Below are 25908 nucleotides of genomic sequence, written 5' to 3'. Positions count from 1 at the left end.
GCAATTTACGCAGAACTTTTGACGAAAGGACGCCACTTCATTATGGCTCACCCTCATTTATTAGCGGAAAGAATTTCCCGCCTGAGCAGCGCGCTGGAAAAGGGGCTTTATGAACGTAGCCACGCCATCCGCCTGTGTTTGTTAGCGGCATTAAGTGGTGAAAGCGTGTTCCTGCTTGGCCCCCCAGGTATTGCTAAAAGTCTGATCGCCCGTCGCTTAAAATTCGCCTTCCAGAATGCGCGCGATTTTGAATATCTGATGACCCGCTTCTCCACCCCGGAAGAAGTTTTTGGCCCCCTTTCCATTCAGGCGTTAAAAGATGAGGGACGCTATGAACGCTTAACCAGCGGTTACCTGCCGGAAGCAGAAATCGTCTTTCTGGATGAAATCTGGAAAGCTGGCCCGGCAATTCTTAATACCCTGCTAACCGCTATTAACGAACGTCAATTCCGTAACGGTGCTCATGTCGAAAAAATCCCGATGCGCTTGCTCGTGGCGGCCTCCAACGAGCTGCCGGAAGCAGACAGCAGTCTGGAAGCGTTATATGACCGCATGCTGATTCGTCTGTGGTTAGATAAAGTGCAGGATAAAGCGAATTTCCGCTCCATGCTGACCAGCCAACAAGATGAAAATAACAATCCGGTTCCTGCCGCCTTGCAGGTCACTGATGAAGAATATGAACGCTGGCAGAAAGAGATTAGTGAAATTACGCTGCCCGATCATGTATTTGAGCTGATTTTTATGCTGCGCCAGCAACTGGATAAATTACCAGATGCGCCTTACGTCTCCGATCGTCGCTGGAAAAAAGCGATCCGCTTATTGCAGGCCAGCGCTTTTTTTAGTGGTCGCAGTGCTGTTGCCCCGGTTGATCTTATCTTGCTGAAAGATTGCCTGTGGTATGACGCGCAAAGCCTGAATTTGATTCAACAACAAATTGATTTATTGATGACCGGTCATGCCTGGCAACAGCAGGGGATGTTGACCCGCCTGGGCGCGATTGTGCAACGTCGTCTGCAACTCCAGCAGCAACAAAGCGATAAAACAGCCTTAACGGTAATTCGTCTGGGCGGCATTTTCAGCCGTCGTCAGCAGTATCAGCTTCCTGTCAACGTTACTGCTTCCAATCTGACTCTGCTGCTGCAAAAACCGTTAAAACTGCATGATATGGAAGTAGTTCATATCTCCTTTGAGCGTAGCGCGCTGGAACAGTGGCTGAGCAAAGGTGGTGAAATTCGTGGCAAACTGAACGGTATCGGCTTTGCCCAGAAACTGAATCTGGAAGTTGATAGCGCCCAACATCTGGTTGTACGCGATGTAAGTTTACAAGGCAGTATGCTGGCGCTCCCCGGTTCATCGGCTGAAGGTCTACCAGATGAAATAAAACAACAACTGGAAGAGCTTGAAAGCGACTGGCGTAAGCAACACATTTTATTCAGCGAACAGCAAAAATGTCTGTTTATCCCTGGCGACTGGTTAGGTCGCATTGAAGCCAGCCTACAGGATGTCGGTGCCCAGATTCGCCAGGCGCAACAATGCTAACACTGGATACGCTCAATGTGATGCTGGCCGTCAGCGAAGAGGGATTGATCGAAGAGATGATCATCGCGCTGCTGGCCTCACCGCAGCTGGTGGTATTCTTTGAAAAATTCCCGCGCCTCAAGGCGGCAATCACCGATGATATTCCCCGCTGGCGTGAGGTGCTGCATAGCCGTCTGAAAGATACGCGTGTCCCGCCGGAACTCACTGAAGAGGTCATGTGCTATCAGCAAAGCCAGCTTCTCTCCACGCCGCAGTTTATTGTGCAGCTGCCGCAGATTCTGGACTTACTGCATCGTCTGAATTCCCCGTGGGCCGAACAAGCCCGACAGCTGGTTGATGCTAACAGCACTATCACTCCGTCATTGCATACGCTTTTTCTCCAGCGTTGGCGCTTAAGCCTGATTGTGCAAGCGACGACCCTGAATCAGCAGTTATTAGAAGAAGAACGCGAACAACTGTTGAGCGAAGTTCAGGAACGCATGACATTAAGCGGACAGCTCGAACCAGTTCTGGCAGATAACAACACCGCAGCCGGTCGTCTGTGGGATATGAGCGCCGGTCAGCTTAAACGCGGCGACTATCAGTTGATTGTGAAATACGGGGAATTTCTTAACGAACAGCCGGAACTGAAACGTCTGGCGGAACAGCTGGGACGTTCGCGGGAGGCCAAATCAATACCCCGCAACGATGCGCAGATGGAAACCTTCCGCACTATGGTGCGCGAACCGGCAACCGTTCCTGAGCAGGTTGATGGCCTGCAACAAAGCGATGATATTTTACGCCTTCTGCCGCCGGAACTGGCGACACTGGGCATCACTGAACTGGAATATGAATTTTATCGTCGGCTGGTGGAAAAACAGTTGCTCACCTATCGTCTGCACGGTGAATCATGGCGTGAAAAAGTGATCGAACGCCCGGTGGTACATAAAGATTACGACGAACAACCGCGTGGACCGTTTATTGTCTGCGTAGATACTTCCGGCTCAATGGGCGGTTTTAATGAGCAGTGTGCGAAAGCGTTCTGCCTGGCCTTGATGCGCATAGCCCTCGCTGAAAATCGACGCTGCTATATTATGTTATTTTCCACCGAGATCGTCCGTTACGAGCTTTCAGGCCCACAAGGTCTTGAACAAGCGATCCGCTTTTTAAGTCAGCAGTTTCGTGGCGGCACCGATCTGGCCAGTTGTTTTCGCGCCATTATGGAACGCTTACAAAGTCGGGAATGGTTTGACGCTGATGCGGTGGTGATTTCTGATTTTATCGCCCAGCGGTTGCCTGACGATGTGACGAGTAAAGTGAAAGAGTTGCAGCGGGTACATCAGCATCGCTTTCACGCCGTGGCGATGTCAGCACACGGCAAACCCGGCATCATGCGCATTTTCGATCATATCTGGCGCTTTGATACCGGGATGCGAAGCCGCCTGCTCAGACGCTGGCGGCGATAAACGATTACAGCAGAGAAGGGACGCTCTCGCGAACAGCTGCCGGCCATACACCACACTGAACCTGGCCGATATGCGGCAGTTGCAGCAGCAGCATAGTCAAACGAGACTGGCCAATACCGCCACCGATGGTCTGCGGCATTTCACCACGCAGCAGCGCCTGATGCCATTCCAGCTGTAGACGATCTTCATCACCGGTCAGCGCCAGTTGATGCTTCAGCGTGTCGGCATCCACGCGGATCCCCATGGAAGAAAGCTCAAACGCATCTTCCAGTACTGGGTTCCATACCAGAATATCGCCGTTCAGACCCGCATGACCCAGCTCTGACGGGGTGCTCCAGTCATCATAATCCGGTGCGCGCACGTCGTGGCGATGACCATCGCTCAGCTTGCCACCAATCCCTACGAGGAATACCGCGCCAAGATCTTTCGCAATCGCCCGCTCACGCCCTTTGGCATCGAGATCCGGATAACGAGACAGTAACTCCTGGCTGTGTACGAAGTGGATCTGATCCGGCAGGAACGGTGCCAGACCAAACTCTTCGCTAACAGCAGCTTCGGTTGCTTTAATTCCCGCCCAGATCGCCTCTACTGTGCTTTTCAGAGTGGAGAATTGACGCTCACCGTCGCCCATTACGCGTTCCCAGTCCCACTGGTCAACATAGACCGAGTGCAGCGGGGAAAGACGGTCTTCATCGGGGCGAAGGGCTTTCATGTGCGTGTACAGCCCTTCGCCCACGCTGAAGTCGTGTTGCCCTAATGTCTGACGTTTCCACTTCGCCAGTGAATGAACCACTTCGAACTGGGCATCAGGCAGAGCTTTCACTTTTACCTGTACCGCTTTTTCACAGCCCGACAAGTTATCCTGCGTGCCATCCCCCACACGGCTAAGAATCGGCGCCTGGACTTCAATCAGCCCTAAGCGTTCTTCCAGTTGACGAGAAAAGTGAGATTTCACGAAGCTAATTTGACGTTGTTTGGCAATGTAAGCGGTTTTCATTTTTTATACTCCTGCGTCCTGTTGCTTATGATTAAGCAATAAAAACCGACACACATGCAATAATCATTCAATAAAAAGCCAAACTCATTTTTGATTCGTTAAAAAAGAAGGCTAAAATAGAACAAATCATCAATACACATAAGAAAATCCTATGGAAAATTATCTGATCGACAATCTGGACCGCGGCATCCTGGAAGCATTAATGGGCAATGCACGCACCGCTTACGCCGAACTGGCGAAACAATTTGGCGTAAGCCCGGGGACGATTCACGTTCGTGTAGAGAAAATGAAGCAGGCGGGGATCATTACCGGCGCCCGTATCGACGTCAGCCCAAAACAGCTCGGTTATGACGTAGGCTGTTTTATCGGCATTATCCTGAAGAGCGCAAAAGACTATCCTTCCGCGCTGGCAAAGCTGGAAAGTCTCGACGAAGTCACCGAAGCCTATTACACCACCGGCCACTACAGCATCTTTATAAAAGTAATGTGCCGCTCGATCGACGCCCTCCAGCATGTACTTATCAACAAGATCCAAACAATTGATGAAATTCAGTCCACTGAGACACTGATCGTCCTGCAGAACCCGATCATGCGCACCATCAAGCCATGATCAGCTTTTTTAATCCCATACTTTTCCACAGGTAGATCCCAGCGCGTTCACAGCGTACAATACGCCACTCTTAATAAAGGTGGCGGTTTATGGCAGATATCACTCTTATCAGCGGCAGCACCCTGGGCGGTGCCGAATATGTAGCAGAACACCTGGCTGAAAAGCTGGAAGAGGCGGGTTTTACCACCGAAACGCTGCACGGTCCGCTGTTAGAAGATTTATCTGCCTCTGGGATCTGGCTGGTTATCAGCTCAACCCACGGTGCCGGAGACATTCCGGACAACCTTTCTCCTTTCTATGAAGCATTGCAGGAACAAAAGCCCGATCTTTCTGCGGTGCGCTTTGGCGCAATCGGTATTGGCAGTCGTGAATACGACACTTTTTGTGGGGCCATAGATAAACTCGAGGCAGAACTCAAAAATTCCGGTGCAAAACAGATTGGTGAAACACTGAAGATCAACATCCTTGATCACGACATTCCGGAAGATCCGGCAGAAGAATGGCTGGGATCGTGGATTAATTTACTCAAATAAGTATACAGATCGTGCGATCTACTGTGGATAACTCTGTCAGGAAGCTTGGATCAACCGGTAGTTATCCAAAGAACAACTGTTGTTCAGTTTTTGAGTTGTGTATAACCCATCATTCTGATCCCAGCTTATACTGTCCAGGATCACCGATCATTCACAGTTAATGATCCTTTCCAGGTTGTTGATCTTAAAAGCCGGATCCTTGTTATCCACAGGGTAGTGCGATCCTAATAAGAGATCACAATAGAACAGATCTCTAAATAAATAGATCTTCTTTTTAATACCCAGGATCCCGGGTCTTTCTCAAGCCGACAAAGTTGAGTAGAATCCACGGCCCGGGCTTCAATCCATTTTCATACCGCGTTATGCGAGGCAATCACCATGTTTTATCCGGATCCTTTTGACGTCATCATCATTGGCGGGGGTCATGCAGGCACCGAGGCCGCGATGGCCGCGGCGCGTATGGGTCAACAGACTCTGCTTTTGACACACAATATCGACACTCTGGGGCAGATGAGCTGCAACCCGGCGATCGGCGGTATTGGGAAGGGACATCTGGTAAAAGAAGTGGATGCACTCGGCGGTCTGATGGCGAAAGCGATCGATCAGGCGGGTATCCAGTTTAGGATACTAAACGCAAGCAAGGGACCGGCGGTTCGCGCTACCCGAGCTCAGGCGGATCGTGTGCTCTATCGTCAGGCAGTACGTACTGCGCTGGAGAACCAACCGAACCTGATGATCTTCCAGCAGGCGGTTGAAGATCTTATTGTCGAAAACGATCGCGTGGTCGGTGCAGTTACCCAAATGGGACTGAAGTTCCGTGCCAAAGCCGTCGTGCTCACCGTTGGGACGTTCCTCGACGGTAAAATTCATATCGGTCTGGATAATTACAGCGGTGGCCGTGCTGGTGATCCGCCATCCATTCCGCTTTCTCGCCGTTTGCGTGAACTGCCGCTGCGCGTTGGTCGTCTGAAAACCGGGACGCCGCCGCGTATCGATGCGCGCACTATCGACTTCAGCGTGCTGGCGCAACAGCATGGCGATAACCCAATGCCGGTATTCTCGTTCATGGGCAATGCGGCCCAGCATCCCCAGCAGGTTCCGTGTTATATCACCCATACCAACGAGAAAACCCATGATGTGATCCGCAGTAACCTCGATCGCAGCCCAATGTACGCGGGGGTGATCGAAGGTGTTGGCCCACGTTACTGCCCGTCGATCGAAGACAAAGTCATGCGCTTTGCCGACAGAAATCAGCATCAGATCTTCCTTGAACCGGAAGGGCTGACGTCTAACGAAATTTATCCGAACGGTATCTCCACCAGCCTGCCGTTCGATGTGCAGATGCAAATCGTCCGTTCCATGCAGGGGATGGAAAATGCGAAGATCGTGCGTCCTGGTTATGCCATCGAATATGACTTCTTCGATCCGCGTGACCTGAAACCAACGCTGGAGAGTAAGTTTATCCAGGGCCTGTTCTTTGCTGGTCAGATTAACGGCACTACCGGTTATGAAGAAGCCGCTGCGCAAGGTTTGCTGGCCGGTCTTAACGCTGCCCGTCTGTCTGCTGACAAAGAAGGTTGGGCTCCGGCGCGTTCTCAGGCGTATCTCGGCGTACTGGTTGATGACCTGTGCACTTTAGGAACCAAAGAACCGTACCGTATGTTTACCTCCCGCGCAGAATATCGTCTGATGCTGCGCGAAGATAACGCGGATCTGCGTTTGACTGAAATCGGTCGTGAACTGGGTCTGGTAGATGACGAACGCTGGGCGCGCTTTAACGAGAAGCTTGAGAACATCGAGCGTGAGCGTCAGCGCCTGAAGTCAACCTGGGTAACGCCGTCAGCGGAAGCTGCAGCCGAAGTGAATGCCCACCTGACTGCGCCGCTTTCCCGTGAAGCCAGCGGTGAAGATCTGCTGCGTCGTCCGGAAATGACTTATGAAAAATTAACCACGCTGACGCCGTTTTCCCCTGCGTTGACAGACGAACAGGCGGCGGAACAGGTTGAGATTCAGGTTAAATACGAAGGTTATATTGCGCGCCAGCAAGATGAGATCGAAAAGCAACAGCGTAACGAGAACACGCTGCTGCCTGCGACGCTGGATTACCGCCAGGTATCCGGTCTGTCTAACGAAGTGATCGCCAAACTTAACGATCACAAACCGGCATCTATCGGTCAGGCTTCGCGTATTTCTGGCGTTACGCCTGCGGCCATCTCCATTCTTCTGGTGTGGCTGAAAAAACAGGGTATGCTGCGTCGTAGCGCATAACGCATTAAAAATGCCAGGTAAGCACCCGCTTACCTGGCAACGCATCAAGAACAGGTAATCACCGTGCTCAACAAACTCTCTTCACTGCTGAAAGACGCAGGAATTTCGCTTACCGATCACCAGAAAAATCAGCTTATTGCCTACGTAAATATGCTGCATAAATGGAATAAAGCGTACAACCTGACCTCGGTCCGCGATCCTAACGAGATGCTGGTACGCCATATTCTCGACAGCATTGTCGTTGCTCCATATCTGCAAGGTGAGCGTTTTATTGATGTGGGAACCGGACCGGGGTTGCCTGGCATACCGCTTTCCATCGTGCGTCCTGAAGCCCATTTCACATTGCTGGATAGCCTTGGTAAACGCGTGCGTTTCCTCCGTCAGGTGCAACATGAGCTTAAACTGGAGAATATTGAGCCAGTACAAAGCAGGGTAGAAGAGTTTCCGTCAGAGCCACCATTTGATGGCGTAATTAGCCGCGCTTTTGCCTCTCTGAACGATATGGTGAGCTGGTGCCATCATCTTCCTGGTGAGCAAGGCCGTTTCTACGCGCTGAAAGGGCAAATGCCGGAAGATGAAATCGCTTTGTTGCCCGAAGAATATCAGGTTGAATCAGTGATTAAACTTCAGGTTCCAGCCCTGGATGGCGAACGTCATCTGGTGGTTATTAAAGCAAATAAAATTTAATTTTTATCAAAAAAATAATAAAAAATTGACCGGTTAGACTGTTAACAACAACCAGGTTTTCTACTGATATAACTGGTTACATTTAACGCCACGTTCACTATTTTGTATCAACAAAGTAACGTGGCTTTTTTTGGTAAGCAGAAAATAAGTCATTAGTGAAAATATCAGGCTGCTAAAAATCGGCGCTAAGAACCATAATTGTCTGTTAAAATTTTATTAAGAATGTCAATGGGTGGTTTTTGTTGTGTAAATGCTATTTGTGAAAAGAGTATCTGTTTTTAGACTTAAATATCAGAAGCTTGCAAAGGCATCATTTGCCAAGTAAATAAATATGCTACGGGTGAACATGCTCGATATGTGATCTGAAGCACGCTTTACCACTAGTGTTTACGCGTTATTTACAGTTTTTCATGATCCACCACGGTCAGCAGAAAAGTCGCAATTGTATGCACTGGAAAAATATTTAAACATTTATTCACCTTTTGGCTACTTATTGTTTGAAATCACGGGGGCGCACCGTATAATTTGACCGCTTTTTGATGCTTGACTCTAAGCCTTAAAGAAAGTTTTATACGACACGCGGCATACCTCGAAGGGAGCAGGAGTGAAAAACGTGATGTCTGTGTCGCTCTTGAGTCGAAACGTTGCTCGGAAGCTTCTGCTCGTTCAGTTACTGGTGGTGATAGCAAGTGGATTGCTGTTCAGCCTCAAAGACCCCTTCTGGGGCGTCTCTGCGTTAAGTGGAGGCCTGGCAGTCTTTCTGCCTAACGTTTTTTTTATGATATTTGCCTGGCGTCACCAGGCGCATACACCAGCGAAAGGCCGGGTGGCCTGGACGTTCGCATTTGGCGAAGCTTTCAAAGTTCTGGCTATGTTGGTGTTACTGGTGGTGGCGTTGGCTGTTTTAAAGGCGGTATTCTTGCCGCTGATCGTTACGTGGGTTTTGGTGCTGGTGGTTCAGATACTGGCACCGGCTGTAATTAACAACAAAGGGTAAAAGGCATCATGGCTTCAGAAAATATGACGCCGCAGGATTACATAGGACACCACCTGAATAACCTTCAGCTGGACCTGCGTACATTCTCGCTGGTGGATCCGCATAACCCCCCAGCCACCTTCTGGACAATTAATATTGACTCCATGTTCTTCTCGGTGGTGCTGGGTCTGTTGTTCCTGGTTTTATTCCGTAGCGTAGCCAAAAAGGCAACCAGCGGCGTGCCAGGTAAGTTTCAGACCGCGATTGAGCTGGTGATCGGCTTTGTTAATGGTAGCGTGAAAGACATGTACCATGGCAAAAGCAAGCTGATTGCTCCGCTGGCCCTGACGATCTTCGTCTGGGTGTTCCTGATGAACCTGATGGATTTACTGCCTATCGACCTGCTGCCGTACATTGCTGAACATGTACTGGGTCTGCCTGCACTGCGTGTGGTTCCGTCTGCGGACGTGAACGTAACACTGTCTATGGCACTGGGCGTATTTATCCTGATTCTGTTCTACAGCATCAAAATGAAAGGCATCGGCGGCTTCACGAAAGAGTTGACGCTGCAGCCGTTCAATCACTGGGCGTTCATCCCTGTCAACTTAATCCTTGAAGGGGTAAGCCTGCTGTCCAAACCAGTTTCACTCGGTTTGCGACTGTTCGGTAACATGTACGCTGGTGAGCTGATTTTCATTCTGATTGCTGGTCTGTTGCCGTGGTGGTCACAGTGGATCCTGAATGTGCCGTGGGCCATTTTCCACATCCTGATCATTACGCTGCAAGCCTTCATCTTCATGGTTCTGACGATCGTCTATCTGTCGATGGCGTCTGAAGAGCATTAATTTACCAACACTACTACGTTTTAACTGAAACAAACTGGAGACTGTCATGGAAAACCTGAATATGGATCTGCTGTACATGGCTGCCGCTGTGATGATGGGTCTGGCGGCAATCGGTGCTGCGATCGGTATCGGCATCCTCGGGGGTAAATTCCTGGAAGGCGCAGCGCGTCAACCTGATCTGATTCCTCTGCTGCGTACTCAGTTCTTTATCGTTATGGGTCTGGTGGATGCTATCCCGATGATCGCTGTAGGTCTGGGTCTGTACGTGATGTTCGCTGTCGCGTAGTAAGCGTTGCTTTTATTTAAAGAGCAATATCAGAACGTTAACTAAATAGAGGCATTGTGCTGTGAATCTTAACGCAACAATCCTCGGCCAGGCCATCGCGTTTGTCCTGTTCGTTCTGTTCTGCATGAAGTACGTATGGCCGCCATTAATGGCAGCCATCGAAAAACGTCAAAAAGAAATTGCTGACGGTCTTGCTTCCGCAGAACGAGCACATAAGGACCTTGACCTTGCAAAGGCCAGCGCGACCGACCAGCTGAAAAAAGCGAAAGCGGAAGCCCAGGTAATCATCGAGCAGGCGAACAAACGCCGCTCGCAGATTCTGGACGAAGCGAAAGCTGAGGCAGAACAGGAACGTACTAAAATCGTGGCCCAGGCGCAGGCGGAAATTGAAGCCGAGCGTAAACGTGCCCGTGAAGAGCTGCGTAAGCAAGTTGCTATCCTGGCTGTTGCTGGCGCCGAGAAGATCATCGAACGTTCCGTGGATGAAGCTGCTAACAGCGACATCGTGGATAAACTTGTCGCTGAACTGTAAGGAGGGAGGGGCTGATGTCTGAATTTATTACGGTAGCTCGCCCCTACGCCAAAGCAGCTTTTGACTTTGCCGTCGAACACCAAAGTGTAGAACGCTGGCAGGACATGCTGGCGTTTGCCGCCGAGGTAACCAAAAACGAACAGATGGCAGAGCTTCTCTCTGGTGCACTGGCGCCAGAAACGCTCGCCGAGTCGTTTATCGCAGTTTGTGGTGAGCAACTGGACGAAAACGGTCAGAACCTGATTCGGGTTATGGCTGAAAATGGTCGTCTTAACGCGCTCCCGGATGTTCTGGAGCAGTTTATTCACCTGCGTGCCGTGAGTGAGGCTACCGCTGAGGTAGACGTCATTTCCGCTGCTGCATTGAGTGAACAACAGCTCGCGAAAATTTCTGCTGCGATGGAAAAACGTCTGTCACGCAAAGTTAAGCTGAATTGCAAAATCGATAAGTCTGTAATGGCAGGCGTTATCATCCGAGCGGGTGATATGGTCATTGATGGCAGCGTACGCGGTCGTCTTGAGCGCCTTGCAGACGTCTTGCAGTCTTAAGGGGACTGGAGCATGCAACTGAATTCCACCGAAATCAGCGAACTGATCAAGCAGCGCATTGCTCAGTTCAATGTTGTGAGTGAAGCTCACAACGAAGGTACTATTGTTTCTGTAAGTGACGGTGTTATCCGCATTCACGGCCTGGCCGATTGTATGCAGGGTGAAATGATCTCCCTGCCGGGTAACCGTTACGCTATCGCACTGAACCTCGAGCGCGACTCTGTAGGTGCGGTTGTTATGGGTCCGTACGCTGACCTTGCCGAAGGCATGAAAGTTAAGTGTACTGGCCGTATCCTGGAAGTTCCGGTTGGCCGTGGCCTGCTGGGCCGTGTGGTTAACACTCTGGGTGCACCAATCGACGGTAAAGGTCCGCTGGATCACGACGGCTTCTCTGCTGTAGAAGCAATCGCTCCGGGCGTTATCGAACGTCAGTCCGTAGATCAGCCGGTACAGACCGGTTATAAAGCCGTTGACTCCATGATCCCAATCGGTCGTGGTCAGCGTGAATTGATCATCGGTGACCGTCAGACCGGTAAAACCGCACTGGCAATCGATGCCATCATCAACCAGCGCGATTCCGGTATCAAATGTATCTATGTCGCTATCGGCCAGAAAGCGTCCACCATTTCTAACGTGGTACGTAAACTGGAAGAGCACGGCGCTCTGGCTAACACCATTGTTGTGGTAGCAACCGCGTCTGAATCCGCTGCACTGCAATACCTGGCGCCATATGCCGGTTGCGCAATGGGCGAATACTTCCGTGACCGCGGTGAAGATGCGCTGATCATTTACGATGACCTGTCTAAACAGGCTGTTGCTTACCGTCAGATCTCCCTGCTGCTCCGTCGTCCGCCTGGACGTGAAGCATTCCCGGGCGACGTATTCTACCTCCACTCTCGTCTGCTGGAGCGTGCTGCGCGTGTTAACGCCGAATACGTTGAAGCCTTCACCAAAGGTGAAGTGAAAGGGAAAACCGGTTCTCTGACCGCACTGCCGATTATCGAAACTCAGGCGGGTGACGTTTCTGCGTTCGTTCCGACCAACGTAATCTCCATTACCGATGGTCAGATCTTCCTGGAAACCAACCTGTTCAACGCCGGTATTCGTCCTGCGGTTAACCCGGGTATCTCCGTATCCCGTGTTGGTGGTGCAGCACAGACCAAGATCATGAAAAAACTGTCCGGTGGTATCCGTACCGCTCTGGCGCAGTATCGTGAACTGGCAGCGTTCTCTCAGTTTGCATCCGACCTTGACGATGCAACGCGTAAGCAGCTTGACCACGGTCAGAAAGTGACCGAACTGTTGAAACAGAAACAGTATGCGCCGATGTCCGTTGCGCAGCAGTCTCTAGTTCTGTTCGCAGCAGAACGTGGTTACCTGGCGGATGTTGAACTGTCGAAAATCGGCAGCTTCGAAGCCGCTCTGCTGGCTTACGTCGACCGTGATCACGCTCCGTTGATGCAAGAGATCAACCAGACCGGTGGCTACAACGACGAAATCGAAGGCAAGCTGAAAGGCATCCTCGATTCCTTCAAAGCAACCCAATCCTGGTAACGTCTGGCGGCTTGCCTTAGGGCAGGCCGCAAGGCATTGAGGAGAAGCTCATGGCCGGCGCAAAAGAGATACGTAGTAAGATCGCAAGCGTCCAGAACACGCAAAAGATCACTAAAGCGATGGAGATGGTCGCCGCTTCCAAAATGCGTAAATCGCAGGATCGCATGGCGGCCAGCCGTCCTTATGCAGAAACCATGCGCAAAGTGATTGGTCACCTTGCGCACGGTAATCTGGAATATAAGCACCCATACCTGGAAGAACGCGACGTTAAACGCGTGGGCTACCTGGTGGTGTCGACCGACCGTGGTTTGTGCGGTGGTTTGAACATTAACCTGTTCAAAAAACTGCTGGCGGAAATGAAGACCTGGACCGATAAAGGCGTTCAATGCGACCTCGCAATGATCGGCTCGAAAGGTGTGTCGTTCTTCAACTCCGTGGGCGGCAATGTTGTTGCCCAGGTTACAGGCATGGGGGATAACCCTTCCCTGTCCGAACTGATCGGTCCGGTAAAAGTGATGTTGCAGGCCTACGACGAAGGCCGTCTGGACAAGCTTTACATTGTCAGCAACAAATTTATTAACACCATGTCTCAGGTTCCGACCATCAGCCAGCTGCTGCCGTTACCGGCGTCAGATGATGATGATCTGAAACACAAATCCTGGGATTACCTGTACGAACCCGATCCGAAGGCGTTGCTGGATACCCTGCTGCGTCGTTATGTCGAATCTCAGGTTTATCAGGGCGTGGTTGAAAACCTGGCCAGCGAGCAGGCCGCCCGTATGGTGGCGATGAAAGCCGCGACCGACAATGGCGGCAGCCTGATTAAAGAGCTGCAGTTGGTATACAACAAAGCTCGTCAGGCCAGCATTACTCAGGAACTCACCGAGATCGTCTCGGGGGCCGCCGCGGTTTAAACAGGTTATTTCGTAGAGGATTTAAGATGGCTACTGGAAAGATTGTCCAGGTAATCGGCGCCGTAGTTGACGTCGAATTCCCTCAGGATGCCGTACCGCGCGTGTACGATGCTCTTGAGGTGCAAAATGGTAATGAGCGTCTGGTGCTGGAAGTTCAGCAGCAGCTCGGCGGCGGTATCGTGCGTACCATCGCAATGGGTTCCTCCGACGGTCTGCGTCGCGGTCTGGATGTAAAAGACCTCGAACACCCGATCGAAGTCCCGGTAGGTAAAGCGACTCTGGGCCGTATCATGAACGTACTGGGCGAACCGGTCGACATGAAAGGCGAGATCGGTGAAGAAGAGCGTTGGGCGATTCACCGCGCAGCACCTTCCTACGAAGAGCTGTCAAACTCTCAGGAACTGCTGGAAACCGGTATCAAAGTTATCGACCTGATGTGTCCGTTCGCTAAGGGTGGTAAAGTTGGTCTGTTCGGTGGTGCGGGTGTAGGTAAAACCGTAAACATGATGGAGCTTATTCGTAACATCGCGATCGAGCACTCCGGTTACTCTGTGTTTGCGGGCGTAGGTGAACGTACTCGTGAGGGTAACGACTTCTACCACGAAATGACCGACTCCAACGTTATTGACAAAGTATCCCTGGTGTATGGCCAGATGAACGAGCCGCCGGGAAACCGTCTGCGCGTTGCTCTGACCGGTCTGACCATGGCTGAGAAATTCCGTGACGAAGGTCGTGACGTACTGCTGTTCGTTGACAACATCTATCGTTACACCCTGGCCGGTACGGAAGTATCTGCACTGCTGGGCCGTATGCCTTCAGCGGTAGGTTATCAGCCGACCCTGGCGGAAGAGATGGGCGTTCTGCAAGAACGTATCACCTCCACCAAAACTGGTTCTATCACCTCCGTACAGGCAGTATACGTACCTGCGGATGACTTGACTGACCCGTCTCCGGCAACCACCTTTGCGCACCTTGACGCAACCGTGGTACTGAGCCGTCAGATCGCGTCTCTGGGTATCTACCCGGCCGTTGACCCGCTGGACTCCACCAGCCGTCAGCTGGACCCGCTGGTAGTTGGTCAGGAACACTACGACACCGCGCGTGGCGTTCAGTCCATCCTGCAACGTTATCAGGAACTGAAAGACATTATCGCCATCCTGGGTATGGATGAACTGTCTGAAGAAGACAAACTGGTGGTAGCGCGTGCTCGTAAGATCCAGCGCTTCTTGTCCCAGCCGTTCTTCGTGGCAGAAGTATTCACCGGTTCTCCGGGTAAATACGTCTCCCTGAAAGACACCATCCGTGGCTTTAAAGGCATCATGGAAGGCGAATACGATCACCTGCCGGAGCAGGCGTTCTACATGGTCGGTTCCATCGAAGAAGCTGTGGAAAAAGCCAAAAAACTTTAACGCCTTAATCGGAGGGTGATATGGCAATGACTTACCACCTGGACGTCGTCAGCGCAGAGCAACAAATGTTCTCTGGTCTGGTCGAGAAAATCCAGGTAACGGGTAGCGAAGGTGAACTGGGAATTTACCCGGGCCACGCACCGCTGCTCACCGCCATTAAGCCTGGTATGATTCGCATCGTGAAACAGCACGGTCACGAAGAGTTTATCTATCTGTCTGGCGGCATTCTTGAAGTGCAGCCTGGCAACGTGACCGTTCTGGCCGACACCGCAATTCGCGGCCAGGATCTCGACGAAGCGCGAGCCATGGAAGCGAAACGTAAGGCTGAAGAGCACATTAGCAGCTCTCACGGCGACGTAGATTACGCTCAGGCGTCTGCGGAACTGGCCAAAGCGATCGCGCAGCTGCGCGTTATCGAGTTGACCAAAAAAGCGATGTAACACCGGCTTGAAAAGCACAAAAGCCAGTCTGGAAACAGGCTGGCTTTTTTTTCGCGCGCCGCAGCGAGATTGGTTCTGCTATATCCTGCGCATTTTTATATCCCGCAATTAAACTCATTTTTATAATTACGCGAAATCCTTCGCTGATTTTCCTGTTTATTCATTGATCGAAATAAGAGCAAAAACATCAGCCTGACGCTTAAATGAAGGTGGTGTCTTACATTTATGAAGACAAAAGGCGTGACGATGGTCGAAAATGGCTCTTTCACCAGCGGGGATAATCCGTTATTGAGCAATTTATCCCCTGTCCATTTCACGATGAAAAAAATGTAGTTTTTTCAATGTGAAGCGGTTTAAATTCGTTCTCAAATTACAGTCAGGACGCGTATGTTGAATAATGCTATGAGCGTAGTGATCCTTGCAGCAGGCAAAGGCACTCGCATGTATTCCGATCTTCCGAAAGTGCTGCATACCCTTGCCGGGAAAGCGATGGTTCAGCATGTCATTGATGCCGCGAATGAATTAGGTGCAGCGCACGTTCACCTGGTTTACGGCCACGGCGGCGATCTGCTTAAACAGGCGCTGAAAGATGACAACCTTAACTGGGTGCTTCAGGCAGAACAGCTGGGTACGGGTCATGCAATGCAGCAGGCCGCACCTTTCTTTGCCGATGATGAAGACATTTTAATGCTCTATGGCGACGTGCCGCTGATCTCTGTTGAAACACTCCAGCGCCTGCGTGATGCTAAACCGCAGGGCGGCATTGGCCTGCTGACAGTGAAACTGGATGATCCGACCGGTTATGGACGTATCACCCGTGAAAACGGCAAAGTTACCGGCATTGTTGAGCACAAAGATGCCACCGACGAGCAGCGTCAGATTCAGGAAATCAACACCGGCATTCTGATCGCCAACGGCGCAGATATGAAACGCTGGCTGGCGAAGCTGACCAACAATAACGCTCAGGGCGAATACTACATCACCGATATTATTTCGCTGGCGTATCAGGAAGGACGTGAAATCGTTGCCGTTCACCCGCAACGTTTAAGCGAAGTTGAAGGCGTGAATAACCGCCTGCAACTCTCTCGTCTGGAGCGCGTTTACCAGTCCGAACAGGCTGAAAAACTGTTGTTAGCCGGCGTTATGTTGCGCGATCCAGCCCGTTTTGATCTGCGCGGTACGCTAACTCACGGGCGCGATGTTGAAATTGATACTAACGTTATCATCGAGGGCAACGTTACTCTCGGTAATCGCGTGAAAATCGGCACCGGATGCGTGATTAAAAATAGCGTGATTGGCGATGATTGCGAAATTAGCCCGTATACCGTAGTGGAAGATGCTAATCTGGCAGCAGCCTGTACCATCGGCCCGTTTGCCCGCCTGCGCCCCGGTGCTGAGTTGCTGGAAGGCGCACACGTCGGTAACTTCGTTGAGATGAAAAAAGCGCGTCTGGGTAAAGGTTCGAAAGCCGGTCATCTGACTTACCTGGGCGATGCGGAGATCGGCGATAACGTTAACATCGGTGCGGGAACTATTACCTGCAACTATGATGGAGCGAATAAATTCAAAACCATTATCGGCGATGATGTCTTTGTCGGTTCCGACACCCAGCTGGTGGCTCCTGTAACGGTGGGTAAAGGTGCGACGATTGCTGCCGGTACAACTGTGACGCGTAATGTTGGCGAAAACGCCCTGGCGATCAGCCGCGTGCCGCAGTCGCAAAAAGAAGGCTGGCGTCGTCCGGTAAAGAAAAAGTAATTCTGGCTGGGTAAATCCGGCCTCCAGGGATGAGGAGATAACATAATCTCCCTCCCACAAGCAGTAACTATAAAAATAACCCCACTCTCTACAAGGCTCGGGGCGCCCGAAAAAACGGGCATACAGGTTGACCGACAACGATATAAACCGGAATCAAAAACTATGTGTGGAATTGTTGGCGCGATCGCGCAACGTGATGTAGCAGAAATCCTTCTTGAAGGTTTACGTCGTCTGGAATACCGCGGATATGACTCTGCCGGTCTGGCCGTTGTTGATGCAGAAGGTCATATGACCCGCCTGCGTCGCCTCGGTAAAGTCCAGATGCTGGCTCAGGCAGCGGAAGAACATCCTTTGCATGGCGGTACGGGTATTGCTCATACTCGCTGGGCGACGCACGGCGAACCTTCAGAAGTGAATGCGCATCCGCATGTTTCTGAACACATTGTGGTGGTGCATAACGGCATTATCGAAAATCATGAACCGCTGCGTGAAGAGTTAAAAGCGCGTGGTTATACCTTCGTGTCTGAAACCGACACCGAAGTTATTGCTCATCTGGTGAACTGGGAACTGAAACAGGGCGGCACTCTGCGTGAAGCTGTTCTGCGCGCTATTCCGCAGCTGCGTGGCGCTTATGGCACGGTAATTATGGATACCCGTCACCCGGATACCCTGCTGGCGGCACGTTCTGGTAGTCCGTTGGTGATTGGCCTCGGTATGGGCGAAAACTTTATCGCTTCTGACCAGCTGGCGCTGCTGCCAGTGACTCGTCGCTTTATCTTCCTCGAAGAAGGCGATATTGCCGAAGTGACTCGCCGTTCGGTAACTATCTTCGATAAATCAGGCGCGGAAGTGAAACGTCAGGATATCGAATCCAATCTGCAATATGACGCGGGCGATAAAGGTATTTACCGTCACTACATGCAGAAAGAGATCTACGAACAGCCGAACGCGATCAAAAACACCCTTACCGGGCGTATCAGCCACGGCCAGGTGGATTTAAGCGAGCTGGGGCCGAACGCGGATGAACTGCTGTCGAAGGTTGAGCATATTCAGATCCTCGCCTGCGGTACTTCTTATAACTCCGGTATGGTTTCCCGCTACTGGTTTGAATCGCTGGCAGGTATTCCGTGCGACGTCGAAATCGCCTCTGAATTCCGCTATCGCAAATCTGCAGTACGCCGCAATAGCCTGATGATCACCCTGTCGCAGTCTGGCGAAACCGCGGATACCCTGGCTGGCCTGCGTCTGTCGAAAGAGCTGGGATATTTGGGCTCGCTGGCAATCTGTAACGTTCCGGGTTCTTCTCTGGTACGTGAATCCGATCTGGCGCTGATGACTAATGCGGGTACTGAAATTGGCGTGGCGTCCACCAAAGCATTCACCACTCAGTTAACCGTGCTGTTGATGCTGGTGGCGAAACTGTCTCGCCTGAAAGGTCTGGATGCCTCCATTGAGCATGATATCGTGCATGGTCTGCAGGCGCTGCCGAACCGTATTGAGCAGATGCTGTCTCAGGACAAACGAATTGAAGCCCTGGCGGAAGATTTCTCTGACAAACATCACGCGCTGTTCCTGGGCCGTGGCGATCAGTACCCGATCGCGCTGGAAGGCGCATTGAAGCTGAAAGAGATCTCTTACATTCACGCTGAAGCCTACGCTGCAGGCGAACTGAAACACGGTCCGCTGGCGCTGATTGACGCGAATATGCCGGTTATCGTCGTTGCACCGAACAACGAACTGTTGGAAAAACTGAAATCCAACATTGAAGAAGTTCGTGCGCGTGGCGGTCAGTTGTACGTCTTCGCCGATGAGGATGCAGGTTTTGTCGGTAGCGATAACATGCACATCATCGAGATGCCGCATGTGGAAGAGGTTATTGCACCGATCTTCTACACCGTTCCGCTGCAGCTACTGGCTTACCACGTCGCGCTGATCAAAGGCACCGACGTTGACCAGCCGCGTAACCTGGCAAAATCGGTTACGGTTGAGTAATTAATGGATGCCCTGCGTAAGCAGGGCATGTGACTGCTGACAAACGCAAAACTGCCTGATGCGCTACGCTTATCAGGCCTACGTGGTTACTGCAATATATTGAATTTGCACTATTTTGTAGACCGAATAAGAGGTTCACGCCGCATCCGGCATGAACAACGCGCACTTTGTCAATAATCTGATGCCCTGCTTTCGCAGGGCATTTTTCGATCCCCTCTCTCATCGTCTCATCTTCAGCTATTTTTAAACTGTCACAGAAAGAAAATTTTTCTGCCAAGCTATTGTCACTTTCACTTCTAACTTATTGATTTTTCACCAGCCAAAAAGAGTTTTCTTTCGTGTCATAAAACTGTCATAAACCTTACATATAACTGTCACCTGTTTGTCCTATTTTGCTTCTCGTAGCCAACAAACAATGCTTTATGAATCCTCCCAGGAGACATTATGAAAGTTATGCGTACCACCGTCGCAACTGTTGTCGCCGCGACCTTATCGATGAGCGCTTTCTCTGTATTTGCAGAAGCAAGCCTGACAGGCGCAGGTGCAACCTTCCCTGCGCCGGTGTATGCCAAATGGGCTGACACTTACCAGAAAGAAACCGGTAATAAAGTTAACTACCAGGGTATCGGTTCTTCTGGTGGCGTAAAACAGATTATCGCCAACACCGTTGATTTTGGTGCTTCTGACGCGCCGCTGTCTGACGAAAAACTGGCTCAGGAAGGTCTGTTCCAGTTTCCGACCGTAATTGGCGGCGTGGTGCTGGCGGTTAACCTGCCTGGTCTGAAATCTGGTGAACTGGTTCTGGATGGTAAAACCCTCGGTGACATCTACCTGGGTAAAATTAAAAAGTGGGATGACGAAGCGATCGTCAAACTGAATCCGGGTCTGAAACTGCCTTCACAGAACATCGCTGTGGTGCGCCGCGCAGATGGCTCCGGGACTTCCTTCGTCTTCACCAGCTACCTGGCAAAAGTGAACGAAGAGTGGAAAAACAAAATTGGTTCTGGCTCTACCGTAAACTGGCCAACCGGTCTGGGCGGCAAAGGTAATGACGGTATTGCTGCGTTCGTTCAGCGTCTGCCGGGTGCGATTGGTTACGTTGAATATGCTTACGCTAAGCAGAACAACCTGGCGTACACCAAACTGATCTCCGCTGATGGTAAACCTGTTGCGCCGACCGAAGAAAACTTCGCAAATGCGGCAAAAGGCGCAGACTGGAGCAAAACATTCGCTCAGGATCTGACCAACCAGAAAGGCGAAGATGCGTGGCCTATTACCTCTACCACGTTCATTCTGATCCACAAAGATCAGAAGAAACCAGAACAAGGCACAGAAGTGCTGAAATTCTTCGACTGGGCGTACAAAACCGGGGCTAAACAGGCTAACGACCTGGATTATGCCAGTCTGCCGGATAGCGTAGTTGAACAGGTTCGCGCTGCGTGGAAGACCAATATTAAAGACAGTAGCGGTAAGCCGCTGTACTAATAAAACTCCAGGCCGGATGAGGCGTTAACGCCGCATCCGGCATTACAAAATGACTTTGTAAACGCGTTTAACTGAAGAGTAACTTATGGCTGCAACCAAGCCTGCTTTTAACCCACCGGGTAAAAAGGGCGACATAATTTTCAGCGTGCTGGTAAAACTGGCGGCGCTGATTGTGCTATTGATGTTGGGTGGCATTATTGTCTCTCTGATCATCTCCTCCTGGCCGAGCATTCAGAAATTTGGTCTGGCTTTCCTGTGGACCAAAGAGTGGGATGCACCGAACGATATCTACGGGGCGCTGGTGCCGATCTACGGTACGCTGGTGACTTCGTTTATCGCGCTGCTGATCGCCGTTCCGGTGAGTTTCGGTATCGCCCTGTTCCTGACCGAGCTTGCGCCTGGCTGGCTGAAACGCCCGCTGGGTATCGCCATTGAGCTGCTGGCAGCCATTCCAAGTATCGTTTACGGCATGTGGGGCCTGTTTATCTTCGCGCCGCTGTTTGCTGTTTACTTCCAGGAGCCGGTCGGCAATATCATGTCGAATATCCCGATTGTCGGCGCGCTGTTCTCCGGCCCGGCCTTTGGTATCGGTATCCTCGCAGCAGGCGTGATCCTCGCCATCATGATCATTCCGTACATTGCGGCAGTTATGCGCGATGTGTTTGAACAAACCCCGGTGATGATGAAAGAGTCGGCCTACGGTATCGGCTGCACCACCTGGGAAGTTATCTGGCGTATCGTTCTTCCGTTCACCAAAAATGGGGTCATCGGCGGCATTATGCTGGGTCTGGGGCGCGCGCTCGGTGAAACTATGGCGGTGACCTTTATCATCGGTAACACCTACCAGCTCGACAGCGCCTCTCTGTACATGCCGGGCAACAGTATCACCTCTGCGCTGGCCAACGAATTTGCGGAAGCGGAATCCGGTCTGCACGTTGCCGCACTGATGGAACTGGGCCTGATCCTGTTTGTGATTACCTTCATCGTCCTCGCCGCATCGAAGTTTATGATTATGCGCCTGGCTAAGAATGAGGGGGCACGCTAATGGCTATGGTTGAAATGCAAACCACTGCGGCGCTGGCAGAATCCCGCCGCAAAATGCAGGCGCGTCGCCGCCTCAAAAACCGTATTGCACTGACGCTCTCGATGGCGACGATGGCCTTCGGTCTGTTCTGGCTGATCTGGATTTTAATGTCCACCATCACTCGCGGTATCGATGGTATGTCGCTGGCTCTGTTCACTGAAATGACGCCGCCACCAAATACGGAAGGCGGTGGTCTGGCGAACGCTCTGGCGGGTAGCGGCCTGTTAATTTTGTGGGCCACGGTATTTGGTACGCCGCTGGGCATTATGGCGGGGATTTATCTGGCGGAATATGGTCGTAAATCCTGGCTGGCAGAAGTGATTCGCTTCATTAACGACATTCTGCTCTCCGCGCCGTCGATTGTGGTTGGTCTGTTTGTTTACACCATCGTGGTGGCGCAGATGGAGCACTTCTCCGGCTGGGCGGGCGTGATTGCGCTGGCGCTGTTGCAGGTGCCGATTGTTATCCGCACCACCGAGAACATGCTGAAACTGGTGCCGGACAGCCTGCGTGAAGCGGCTTATGCGCTGGGTACGCCGAAGTGGAAGATGATCTCCGCGATTACGCTGAAAGCGTCGGTGTCCGGGATTATAACCGGTATCCTGCTGGCGATTGCCCGTATTGCTGGTGAAACCGCGCCGCTGCTGTTTACCGCGCTCTCCAACCAGTTCTGGAGCACGGACATGATGCAACCGATCGCCAACCTGCCGGTAACGATCTTTAAGTTTGCGATGAGTCCGTTTGCGGAATGGCAGCAACTGGCCTGGGCCGGGGTGTTGATCATTACCCTGTGCGTACTGCTGCTGAACATTCTGGCGCGCGTTGTATTTGCGAAGAATAAACACGGTTAACACTTTGCCGGATGCGGCGTGAACGCCTTATCCGGCCTACGGTAAGCCTGATTAGCGAAGTGCATCAGGCACGATGAGGAAAAGATTGCAATGAGTATGGTTGAAACTGCCCCGAGTAAAATTCAGGTTCGTAATTTGAACTTCTACTACGGCAAATTCCATGCCCTGAAAAACATCAACCTGGATATCGCTAAAAACCAGGTTACGGCGTTTATCGGGCCGTCCGGCTGCGGTAAATCGACGCTGCTGCGTACCTTCAACAAAATGTTTGAACTGTATCCAGAGCAGCGCGCGGAAGGTGAAATTCTGCTCGATGGCGACAACATCCTGACCAACACTCAGGATATCGCCCTGCTGCGTGCGAAAGTGGGCATGGTGTTCCAGAAACCGACGCCGTTCCCGATGTCCATTTACGACAACATCGCCTTTGGCGTGCGTCTGTTTGAGAAGCTCTCCCGTGCTGACATGGACGAGCGCGTGCAGTGGGCATTGACCAAAGCCGCATTGTGGAACGAAACCAAAGATAAATTGCACCAGAGCGGTTACTCTCTCTCTGGCGGTCAGCAACAGCGTCTGTGTATTGCGCGTGGTATCGCCATTCGCCCGGAAGTGCTGCTGCTCGACGAACCGTGTTCGGCGCTCGACCCCATCTCTACCGGTCGTATTGAAGAGCTGATCACCGAACTGAAGCAGGATTACACCGTGGTGATCGTAACCCACAACATGCAGCAGGCTGCGCGTTGTTCCGACCACACGGCGTTTATGTATCTGGGCGAATTGATTGAGTTCAGCAACACGGACGATCTGTTCACCAAGCCAGCGAAGAAACAAACAGAAGACTACATCACCGGTCGTTACGGTTGATTCAGGAGTGCGTTATGGACAGTCTCAATCTTAATAAACATATTTCCGGCCAGTTCAACGCCGAACTGGAAAGCATCCGCACGCAGGTGATGACCATGGGCGGCATGGTGGAGCAGCAGCTTTCTGATGCAATCACCGCGATGCACAACCAGGACAGCGATCTGGCGAAGCGGGTCATCGAAGGCGATAAAAACGTCAACATGATGGAAGTGGCAATCGATGAAGCCTGCGTGCGCATTATTGCCAAACGTCAGCCGACGGCGAGCGACCTGCGTCTGGTGATGGTTATCAGTAAAACCATTTCCGAGCTGGAGCGTATTGGCGACGTGGCGGATAAAATCTGTCGCACTGCACTGGAGAAATTCTCCCAGCAGCATCAGCCGTTGCTGGTAAGCCTGGAATCACTGGGGCGTCACACTATCCAGATGCTGCATGATGTGCTGGACGCGTTTGCGCGCATGGATATTGACGAAGCGGTGCGTATTTATCGTGAAGATAAAAAAGTCGATCAGGAGTACGAAGGGATTGTTCGTCAGTTGATGACCTACATGATGGAAGATTCGCGCACCATTCCGAGCGTACTTACTGCGTTGTTCTGCGCACGTTCAATCGAACGTATTGGCGACCGCTGCCAGAATATCTGCGAGTACATCTTCTACTACGTGAAGGGGCAGGATTTCCGCCACGTCGGTGGTGATGAGCTGGATAAATTGCTGGCAGAGAAAGATTCGAAAGCGTAACGCTAAGCGTGCGCTGCACCAGGCACTCTGTCCGGTAAAACTTACCGGACAGAGTAGCATTACGAAAAATCGCCCCACAGTCTCAGCTTGCCGCAGTGGAGACAGCGGAACAGATACCCCTGACAATCACCGCCGTTTTGCAAACATTTAGCTAGATCTGAATTTTTAATACCGAAATTTTCACAATCTTCTTCAAGATTGGCAAATTCATCGAGGCGATCTTTTATCTCATTCCAGCCCACATAGCCGATAAAAGCACAGAAATCGCCACAATGTGCGAGCCAGAATTCCTGCTGCCATCCATGATAACCTGGCGTGCGTTCAACCAACTCTTTCAGCATTTCGTCAGGATATGTGTTCTTAACACCAGCAAATTCGTCCTCTTCATCATACTCAAATTCAACGCCTTCGATGTTTGTATCATCCTGAAAACTACCTGCAAACTTTTCTGCCGCAGAACCGTCCGCAATGCACCACGGACAGAGATATTCAACTTCATCAACACAATAAAAAGGACCAGAGTAATAAACTGACGTCGGTTGTTCACAGCAATCGCACTCTACGGTTTTATCCTGCTTAAACGCGCCTGTTTCCAGTGATTTTGGATGATATTTGAATAGGGGTAACGGCCTGATATTTTGAGTCATAGAAACATCCTGTCTGCTTTTGAGTAGCCCCAAGATAAAGTATCCCGCTTAGCTTAAAGAGTCTGTTTTCGGACATTAAATACCGAATCCTGGTAGACGCGTGATGCATTACCCGACGTTGAACTGACATATCAAACTCCCTTTGCTTACCTTTGAGCGCCTTGCCGGGTGGAGTAAGTGAAGGGAGTTTGAAGCGTTATGCCGTAATATCCCAGCCTCGTGCCTTCCAGAGTGCAGGTAACTGCGCCAACTCGGTAAAGGTGGTGACTTTCGGATGAACGATCGGCTTATTGTGCGGGTCAGCGCAGAAGTAAAACACCTCCATACCGGCATCGATTCCTGACTGCGCACCGGCGCTGGAGTCATCGACCAGAATGCAGTTTTCAACGTTCACATTCATCGCTTTTGCCGCATGGAACATTAACGCCGGGTCGGGCTTCCAGCGTTGGATGTCATAGCCACTGAACAACTTTTCCGGGAAATAGTGCAGCATATTGAGCTTACCAAGCGAATGCTGCATCTTGCTGACCGGACCGTTAGAGACGACGCACATCGGCACTTTCACACTAGCCAGCAATTCGTTCGCTCCTGCAATCACCTCAAGCTCGCTATCAAACAGGCGCGCCACTTCCGCACGGTAAACGTGTTCGGCATCGGCACGGACCATTTTTACGCCCTGTTCTTTGCTAATGATGTCGATGATTTCGTAGAGTTTTACGCCTTTAAAGCGGGTAAAAATTTCTTCAAGGTCAACGTTAATGCCAAATTCCCTGAACATCGTGACATAGGCTCGAGAGCAAATAACCTCGCTGTCGACCAGCGTACCGTCGCAGTCGAAAAATACCGCTTCTATCTGGGACATGTCTTTCCTTTATCGTTAGTTTAACGTTTTCGTCAGGCATAT

The 25908-nt window shown here is 51.3% G+C and carries 25 protein-coding genes; 22 read left to right on the top strand and 3 right to left on the bottom strand.

From position 1 onward, the window contains the following. Nucleotides 1-42: 42 nt before the first annotated feature. Together ravA and viaA are read left to right on the top strand one after the other, a co-directional pair. Complete coding sequence (gene ravA, locus FEK66_RS01355; RefSeq protein ID WP_130206836.1) at nucleotides 43-1539, top strand: ATPase RavA; 1497 nt, start codon at nucleotides 43-45, stop codon at nucleotides 1537-1539. Continuing rightward, nucleotides 1533-2984 carry an ATPase RavA stimulator ViaA gene (gene viaA, locus FEK66_RS01350; protein WP_130206834.1) on the top strand — a complete coding sequence of 484 codons (1452 nt, stop codon included), beginning with the start codon at nucleotides 1533-1535 and terminating at the stop codon, nucleotides 2982-2984. Before ravA ends, viaA begins: the two co-directional genes overlap by 7 nt. Nucleotides 2985-2988: 4 nt before the next feature. Here the strand turns inward: viaA and asnA are convergent, their stop codons facing one another. Next, nucleotides 2989-3981 carry an aspartate--ammonia ligase gene (gene asnA / locus FEK66_RS01345; RefSeq protein WP_000845136.1) on the bottom strand — a complete coding sequence of 331 codons (993 nt, stop codon included), beginning with the start codon at nucleotides 3979-3981 and terminating at the stop codon, nucleotides 2989-2991. Between the two features lie 151 nt (nucleotides 3982-4132). On the opposite strand from asnA, the gene asnC reads away from it, so the two are divergent. The 20 genes from asnC (at nucleotide 4133) to phoU (ending at nucleotide 24357) form a co-directional block, all read left to right on the top strand. Continuing rightward, nucleotides 4133-4591 carry a transcriptional regulator AsnC gene (asnC, locus tag FEK66_RS01340; protein ID WP_000432970.1) on the top strand — a complete coding sequence of 153 codons (459 nt, stop codon included), beginning with the start codon at nucleotides 4133-4135 and terminating at the stop codon, nucleotides 4589-4591. 89 nt (nucleotides 4592-4680) lie between these two features. Next, complete coding sequence (gene mioC / locus FEK66_RS01335) at nucleotides 4681-5124, top strand: FMN-binding protein MioC (protein WP_130206832.1); 444 nt, start codon at nucleotides 4681-4683, stop codon at nucleotides 5122-5124. Nucleotides 5125-5502: 378 nt separating this feature from the next. Next, on the top strand, nucleotides 5503-7392 hold the full coding sequence (gene mnmG / locus FEK66_RS01330; protein WP_130206830.1) for a tRNA uridine-5-carboxymethylaminomethyl(34) synthesis enzyme MnmG: 1890 nt from the start codon (nucleotides 5503-5505) through the stop codon (nucleotides 7390-7392). A 63-nt stretch (nucleotides 7393-7455) separates the two neighbouring features. Continuing rightward, nucleotides 7456-8079 carry a 16S rRNA (guanine(527)-N(7))-methyltransferase RsmG gene (gene rsmG, locus FEK66_RS01325; RefSeq protein WP_130206828.1) on the top strand — a complete coding sequence of 208 codons (624 nt, stop codon included), beginning with the start codon at nucleotides 7456-7458 and terminating at the stop codon, nucleotides 8077-8079. A 616-nt stretch (nucleotides 8080-8695) separates the two neighbouring features. Further along, a complete protein-coding gene (atpI, locus tag FEK66_RS01320; protein WP_130206826.1) occupies nucleotides 8696-9076 on the top strand; it encodes a F0F1 ATP synthase subunit I in 381 nt (126 codons plus the stop codon). An 8-nt stretch (nucleotides 9077-9084) separates the two neighbouring features. Next, nucleotides 9085-9900: a F0F1 ATP synthase subunit A gene (gene atpB / locus FEK66_RS01315; RefSeq protein ID WP_000135618.1), complete on the top strand. Its 816-nt coding sequence runs from the start codon at nucleotides 9085-9087 to the stop codon at nucleotides 9898-9900. 46 nt (nucleotides 9901-9946) lie between these two features. Next, entirely contained in the window at nucleotides 9947-10186 is a 240-nt protein-coding gene (gene atpE, locus FEK66_RS01310) for a F0F1 ATP synthase subunit C (RefSeq protein ID WP_000429386.1), read from the top strand. Between the two features lie 61 nt (nucleotides 10187-10247). Next, the gene (gene atpF / locus FEK66_RS01305) at nucleotides 10248-10718 is read left to right on the top strand and encodes a F0F1 ATP synthase subunit B (RefSeq protein WP_001052219.1); all 471 of its coding nucleotides are present in this window, start codon (nucleotides 10248-10250) and stop codon (nucleotides 10716-10718) included. Nucleotides 10719-10732: 14 nt separating this feature from the next. Next, nucleotides 10733-11266, top strand: a complete 534-nt coding sequence (gene atpH / locus FEK66_RS01300) for a F0F1 ATP synthase subunit delta (protein ID WP_001288587.1) — start codon at nucleotides 10733-10735, stop codon at nucleotides 11264-11266. A gap of 12 nt (nucleotides 11267-11278) precedes the next feature. Continuing rightward, nucleotides 11279-12820: a F0F1 ATP synthase subunit alpha gene (atpA, locus tag FEK66_RS01295; RefSeq protein WP_001176745.1), complete on the top strand. Its 1542-nt coding sequence runs from the start codon at nucleotides 11279-11281 to the stop codon at nucleotides 12818-12820. Between the two features lie 50 nt (nucleotides 12821-12870). After that, nucleotides 12871-13734 (top strand): F0F1 ATP synthase subunit gamma, encoded by an 864-nt coding sequence (atpG, locus tag FEK66_RS01290; protein ID WP_000896501.1) that lies wholly within the window; start codon nucleotides 12871-12873, stop codon nucleotides 13732-13734. A 26-nt stretch (nucleotides 13735-13760) separates the two neighbouring features. Further along, nucleotides 13761-15143, top strand: coding sequence for a F0F1 ATP synthase subunit beta (gene atpD / locus FEK66_RS01285; RefSeq protein ID WP_000190506.1), 1383 nt, complete (start codon nucleotides 13761-13763; stop codon nucleotides 15141-15143). Between the two features lie 20 nt (nucleotides 15144-15163). Next, entirely contained in the window at nucleotides 15164-15583 is a 420-nt protein-coding gene (locus FEK66_RS01280; protein ID WP_001251965.1) for a F0F1 ATP synthase subunit epsilon, read from the top strand. A 387-nt stretch (nucleotides 15584-15970) separates the two neighbouring features. Continuing rightward, entirely contained in the window at nucleotides 15971-17341 is a 1371-nt protein-coding gene (glmU, locus tag FEK66_RS01275) for a bifunctional UDP-N-acetylglucosamine diphosphorylase/glucosamine-1-phosphate N-acetyltransferase GlmU (protein ID WP_130261122.1), read from the top strand. A gap of 162 nt (nucleotides 17342-17503) precedes the next feature. Then, nucleotides 17504-19333, top strand: a complete 1830-nt coding sequence (gene glmS / locus FEK66_RS01270) for a glutamine--fructose-6-phosphate transaminase (isomerizing) (protein ID WP_131161515.1) — start codon at nucleotides 17504-17506, stop codon at nucleotides 19331-19333. 444 nt (nucleotides 19334-19777) lie between these two features. Further along, nucleotides 19778-20818 (top strand): phosphate ABC transporter substrate-binding protein PstS, encoded by a 1041-nt coding sequence (gene pstS, locus FEK66_RS01265; protein WP_130206820.1) that lies wholly within the window; start codon nucleotides 19778-19780, stop codon nucleotides 20816-20818. A gap of 85 nt (nucleotides 20819-20903) precedes the next feature. Beyond that, the gene (gene pstC, locus FEK66_RS01260; RefSeq protein WP_000741620.1) at nucleotides 20904-21863 is read left to right on the top strand and encodes a phosphate ABC transporter permease PstC; all 960 of its coding nucleotides are present in this window, start codon (nucleotides 20904-20906) and stop codon (nucleotides 21861-21863) included. Next, on the top strand, nucleotides 21863-22753 hold the full coding sequence (gene pstA, locus FEK66_RS01255) for a phosphate ABC transporter permease PstA (RefSeq protein WP_135495432.1): 891 nt from the start codon (nucleotides 21863-21865) through the stop codon (nucleotides 22751-22753). The genes pstC and pstA overlap by 1 nt, the downstream gene beginning before the upstream one ends. A gap of 90 nt (nucleotides 22754-22843) precedes the next feature. Continuing rightward, on the top strand, nucleotides 22844-23617 hold the full coding sequence (gene pstB / locus FEK66_RS01250) for a phosphate ABC transporter ATP-binding protein PstB (RefSeq protein WP_000063126.1): 774 nt from the start codon (nucleotides 22844-22846) through the stop codon (nucleotides 23615-23617). A 14-nt stretch (nucleotides 23618-23631) separates the two neighbouring features. After that, nucleotides 23632-24357, top strand: coding sequence for a phosphate signaling complex protein PhoU (gene phoU / locus FEK66_RS01245; RefSeq protein ID WP_130206818.1), 726 nt, complete (start codon nucleotides 23632-23634; stop codon nucleotides 24355-24357). A gap of 59 nt (nucleotides 24358-24416) precedes the next feature. Here the strand turns inward: phoU and cbrC are convergent, their stop codons facing one another. Both cbrC and yieH read right to left on the bottom strand, forming a co-directional pair. Further along, entirely contained in the window at nucleotides 24417-25004 is a 588-nt protein-coding gene (gene cbrC, locus FEK66_RS01240) for a PF03691 family colicin E2 tolerance protein CbrC (protein ID WP_131161516.1), read from the bottom strand. Nucleotides 25005-25200: 196 nt separating this feature from the next. Next, a complete protein-coding gene (gene yieH, locus FEK66_RS01235; protein ID WP_131161517.1) occupies nucleotides 25201-25866 on the bottom strand; it encodes a 6-phosphogluconate phosphatase in 666 nt (221 codons plus the stop codon). Nucleotides 25867-25908: the final 42 nt, after the last annotated feature.

Origin of the sequence: Escherichia sp. E1130 (assembly GCF_005781065.1) — a bacterium.
In the GTDB taxonomy this organism is placed as follows: Bacteria; Pseudomonadota; Gammaproteobacteria; order Enterobacterales; family Enterobacteriaceae; genus Escherichia.
Note: the sequence above shows the minus strand (reverse complement) of the source record. Positions and strands in the feature narration are given on the sequence as shown.

What these genes read in the sequence shown, in the direction of transcription:
- FEK66_RS01280 (WP_001251965.1), top strand. Translation starts at nt 15,164, where the DNA reads ATGGCAATGACTTACCACCTGGACGTCGTCAGCGCAGAGCAACAAATG.
- pstB (WP_000063126.1), top strand. Translation starts at nt 22,844, where the DNA reads ATGAGTATGGTTGAAACTGCCCCGAGTAAAATTCAGGTTCGTAATTTG.
- pstS (WP_130206820.1), top strand. Translation starts at nt 19,778, where the DNA reads ATGAAAGTTATGCGTACCACCGTCGCAACTGTTGTCGCCGCGACCTTA.
- mioC (WP_130206832.1), top strand. Translation starts at nt 4,681, where the DNA reads ATGGCAGATATCACTCTTATCAGCGGCAGCACCCTGGGCGGTGCCGAA.
- viaA (WP_130206834.1), top strand. Translation starts at nt 1,533, where the DNA reads ATGCTAACACTGGATACGCTCAATGTGATGCTGGCCGTCAGCGAAGAG.
- ravA (WP_130206836.1), top strand. Translation starts at nt 43, where the DNA reads ATGGCTCACCCTCATTTATTAGCGGAAAGAATTTCCCGCCTGAGCAGC.
- asnC (WP_000432970.1), top strand. Translation starts at nt 4,133, where the DNA reads ATGGAAAATTATCTGATCGACAATCTGGACCGCGGCATCCTGGAAGCA.
- glmU (WP_130261122.1), top strand. Translation starts at nt 15,971, where the DNA reads ATGTTGAATAATGCTATGAGCGTAGTGATCCTTGCAGCAGGCAAAGGC.
- mnmG (WP_130206830.1), top strand. Translation starts at nt 5,503, where the DNA reads ATGTTTTATCCGGATCCTTTTGACGTCATCATCATTGGCGGGGGTCAT.
- atpI (WP_130206826.1), top strand. Translation starts at nt 8,696, where the DNA reads ATGTCTGTGTCGCTCTTGAGTCGAAACGTTGCTCGGAAGCTTCTGCTC.
- asnA (WP_000845136.1), bottom strand. Translation starts at nt 3,981, where the DNA reads ATGAAAACCGCTTACATTGCCAAACAACGTCAAATTAGCTTCGTGAAA.
- phoU (WP_130206818.1), top strand. Translation starts at nt 23,632, where the DNA reads ATGGACAGTCTCAATCTTAATAAACATATTTCCGGCCAGTTCAACGCC.
- atpD (WP_000190506.1), top strand. Translation starts at nt 13,761, where the DNA reads ATGGCTACTGGAAAGATTGTCCAGGTAATCGGCGCCGTAGTTGACGTC.
- atpG (WP_000896501.1), top strand. Translation starts at nt 12,871, where the DNA reads ATGGCCGGCGCAAAAGAGATACGTAGTAAGATCGCAAGCGTCCAGAAC.
- cbrC (WP_131161516.1), bottom strand. Translation starts at nt 25,004, where the DNA reads ATGACTCAAAATATCAGGCCGTTACCCCTATTCAAATATCATCCAAAA.
- atpA (WP_001176745.1), top strand. Translation starts at nt 11,279, where the DNA reads ATGCAACTGAATTCCACCGAAATCAGCGAACTGATCAAGCAGCGCATT.
- atpH (WP_001288587.1), top strand. Translation starts at nt 10,733, where the DNA reads ATGTCTGAATTTATTACGGTAGCTCGCCCCTACGCCAAAGCAGCTTTT.
- glmS (WP_131161515.1), top strand. Translation starts at nt 17,504, where the DNA reads ATGTGTGGAATTGTTGGCGCGATCGCGCAACGTGATGTAGCAGAAATC.
- pstA (WP_135495432.1), top strand. Translation starts at nt 21,863, where the DNA reads ATGGCTATGGTTGAAATGCAAACCACTGCGGCGCTGGCAGAATCCCGC.
- atpB (WP_000135618.1), top strand. Translation starts at nt 9,085, where the DNA reads ATGGCTTCAGAAAATATGACGCCGCAGGATTACATAGGACACCACCTG.
- pstC (WP_000741620.1), top strand. Translation starts at nt 20,904, where the DNA reads ATGGCTGCAACCAAGCCTGCTTTTAACCCACCGGGTAAAAAGGGCGAC.
- atpE (WP_000429386.1), top strand. Translation starts at nt 9,947, where the DNA reads ATGGAAAACCTGAATATGGATCTGCTGTACATGGCTGCCGCTGTGATG.
- yieH (WP_131161517.1), bottom strand. Translation starts at nt 25,866, where the DNA reads ATGTCCCAGATAGAAGCGGTATTTTTCGACTGCGACGGTACGCTGGTC.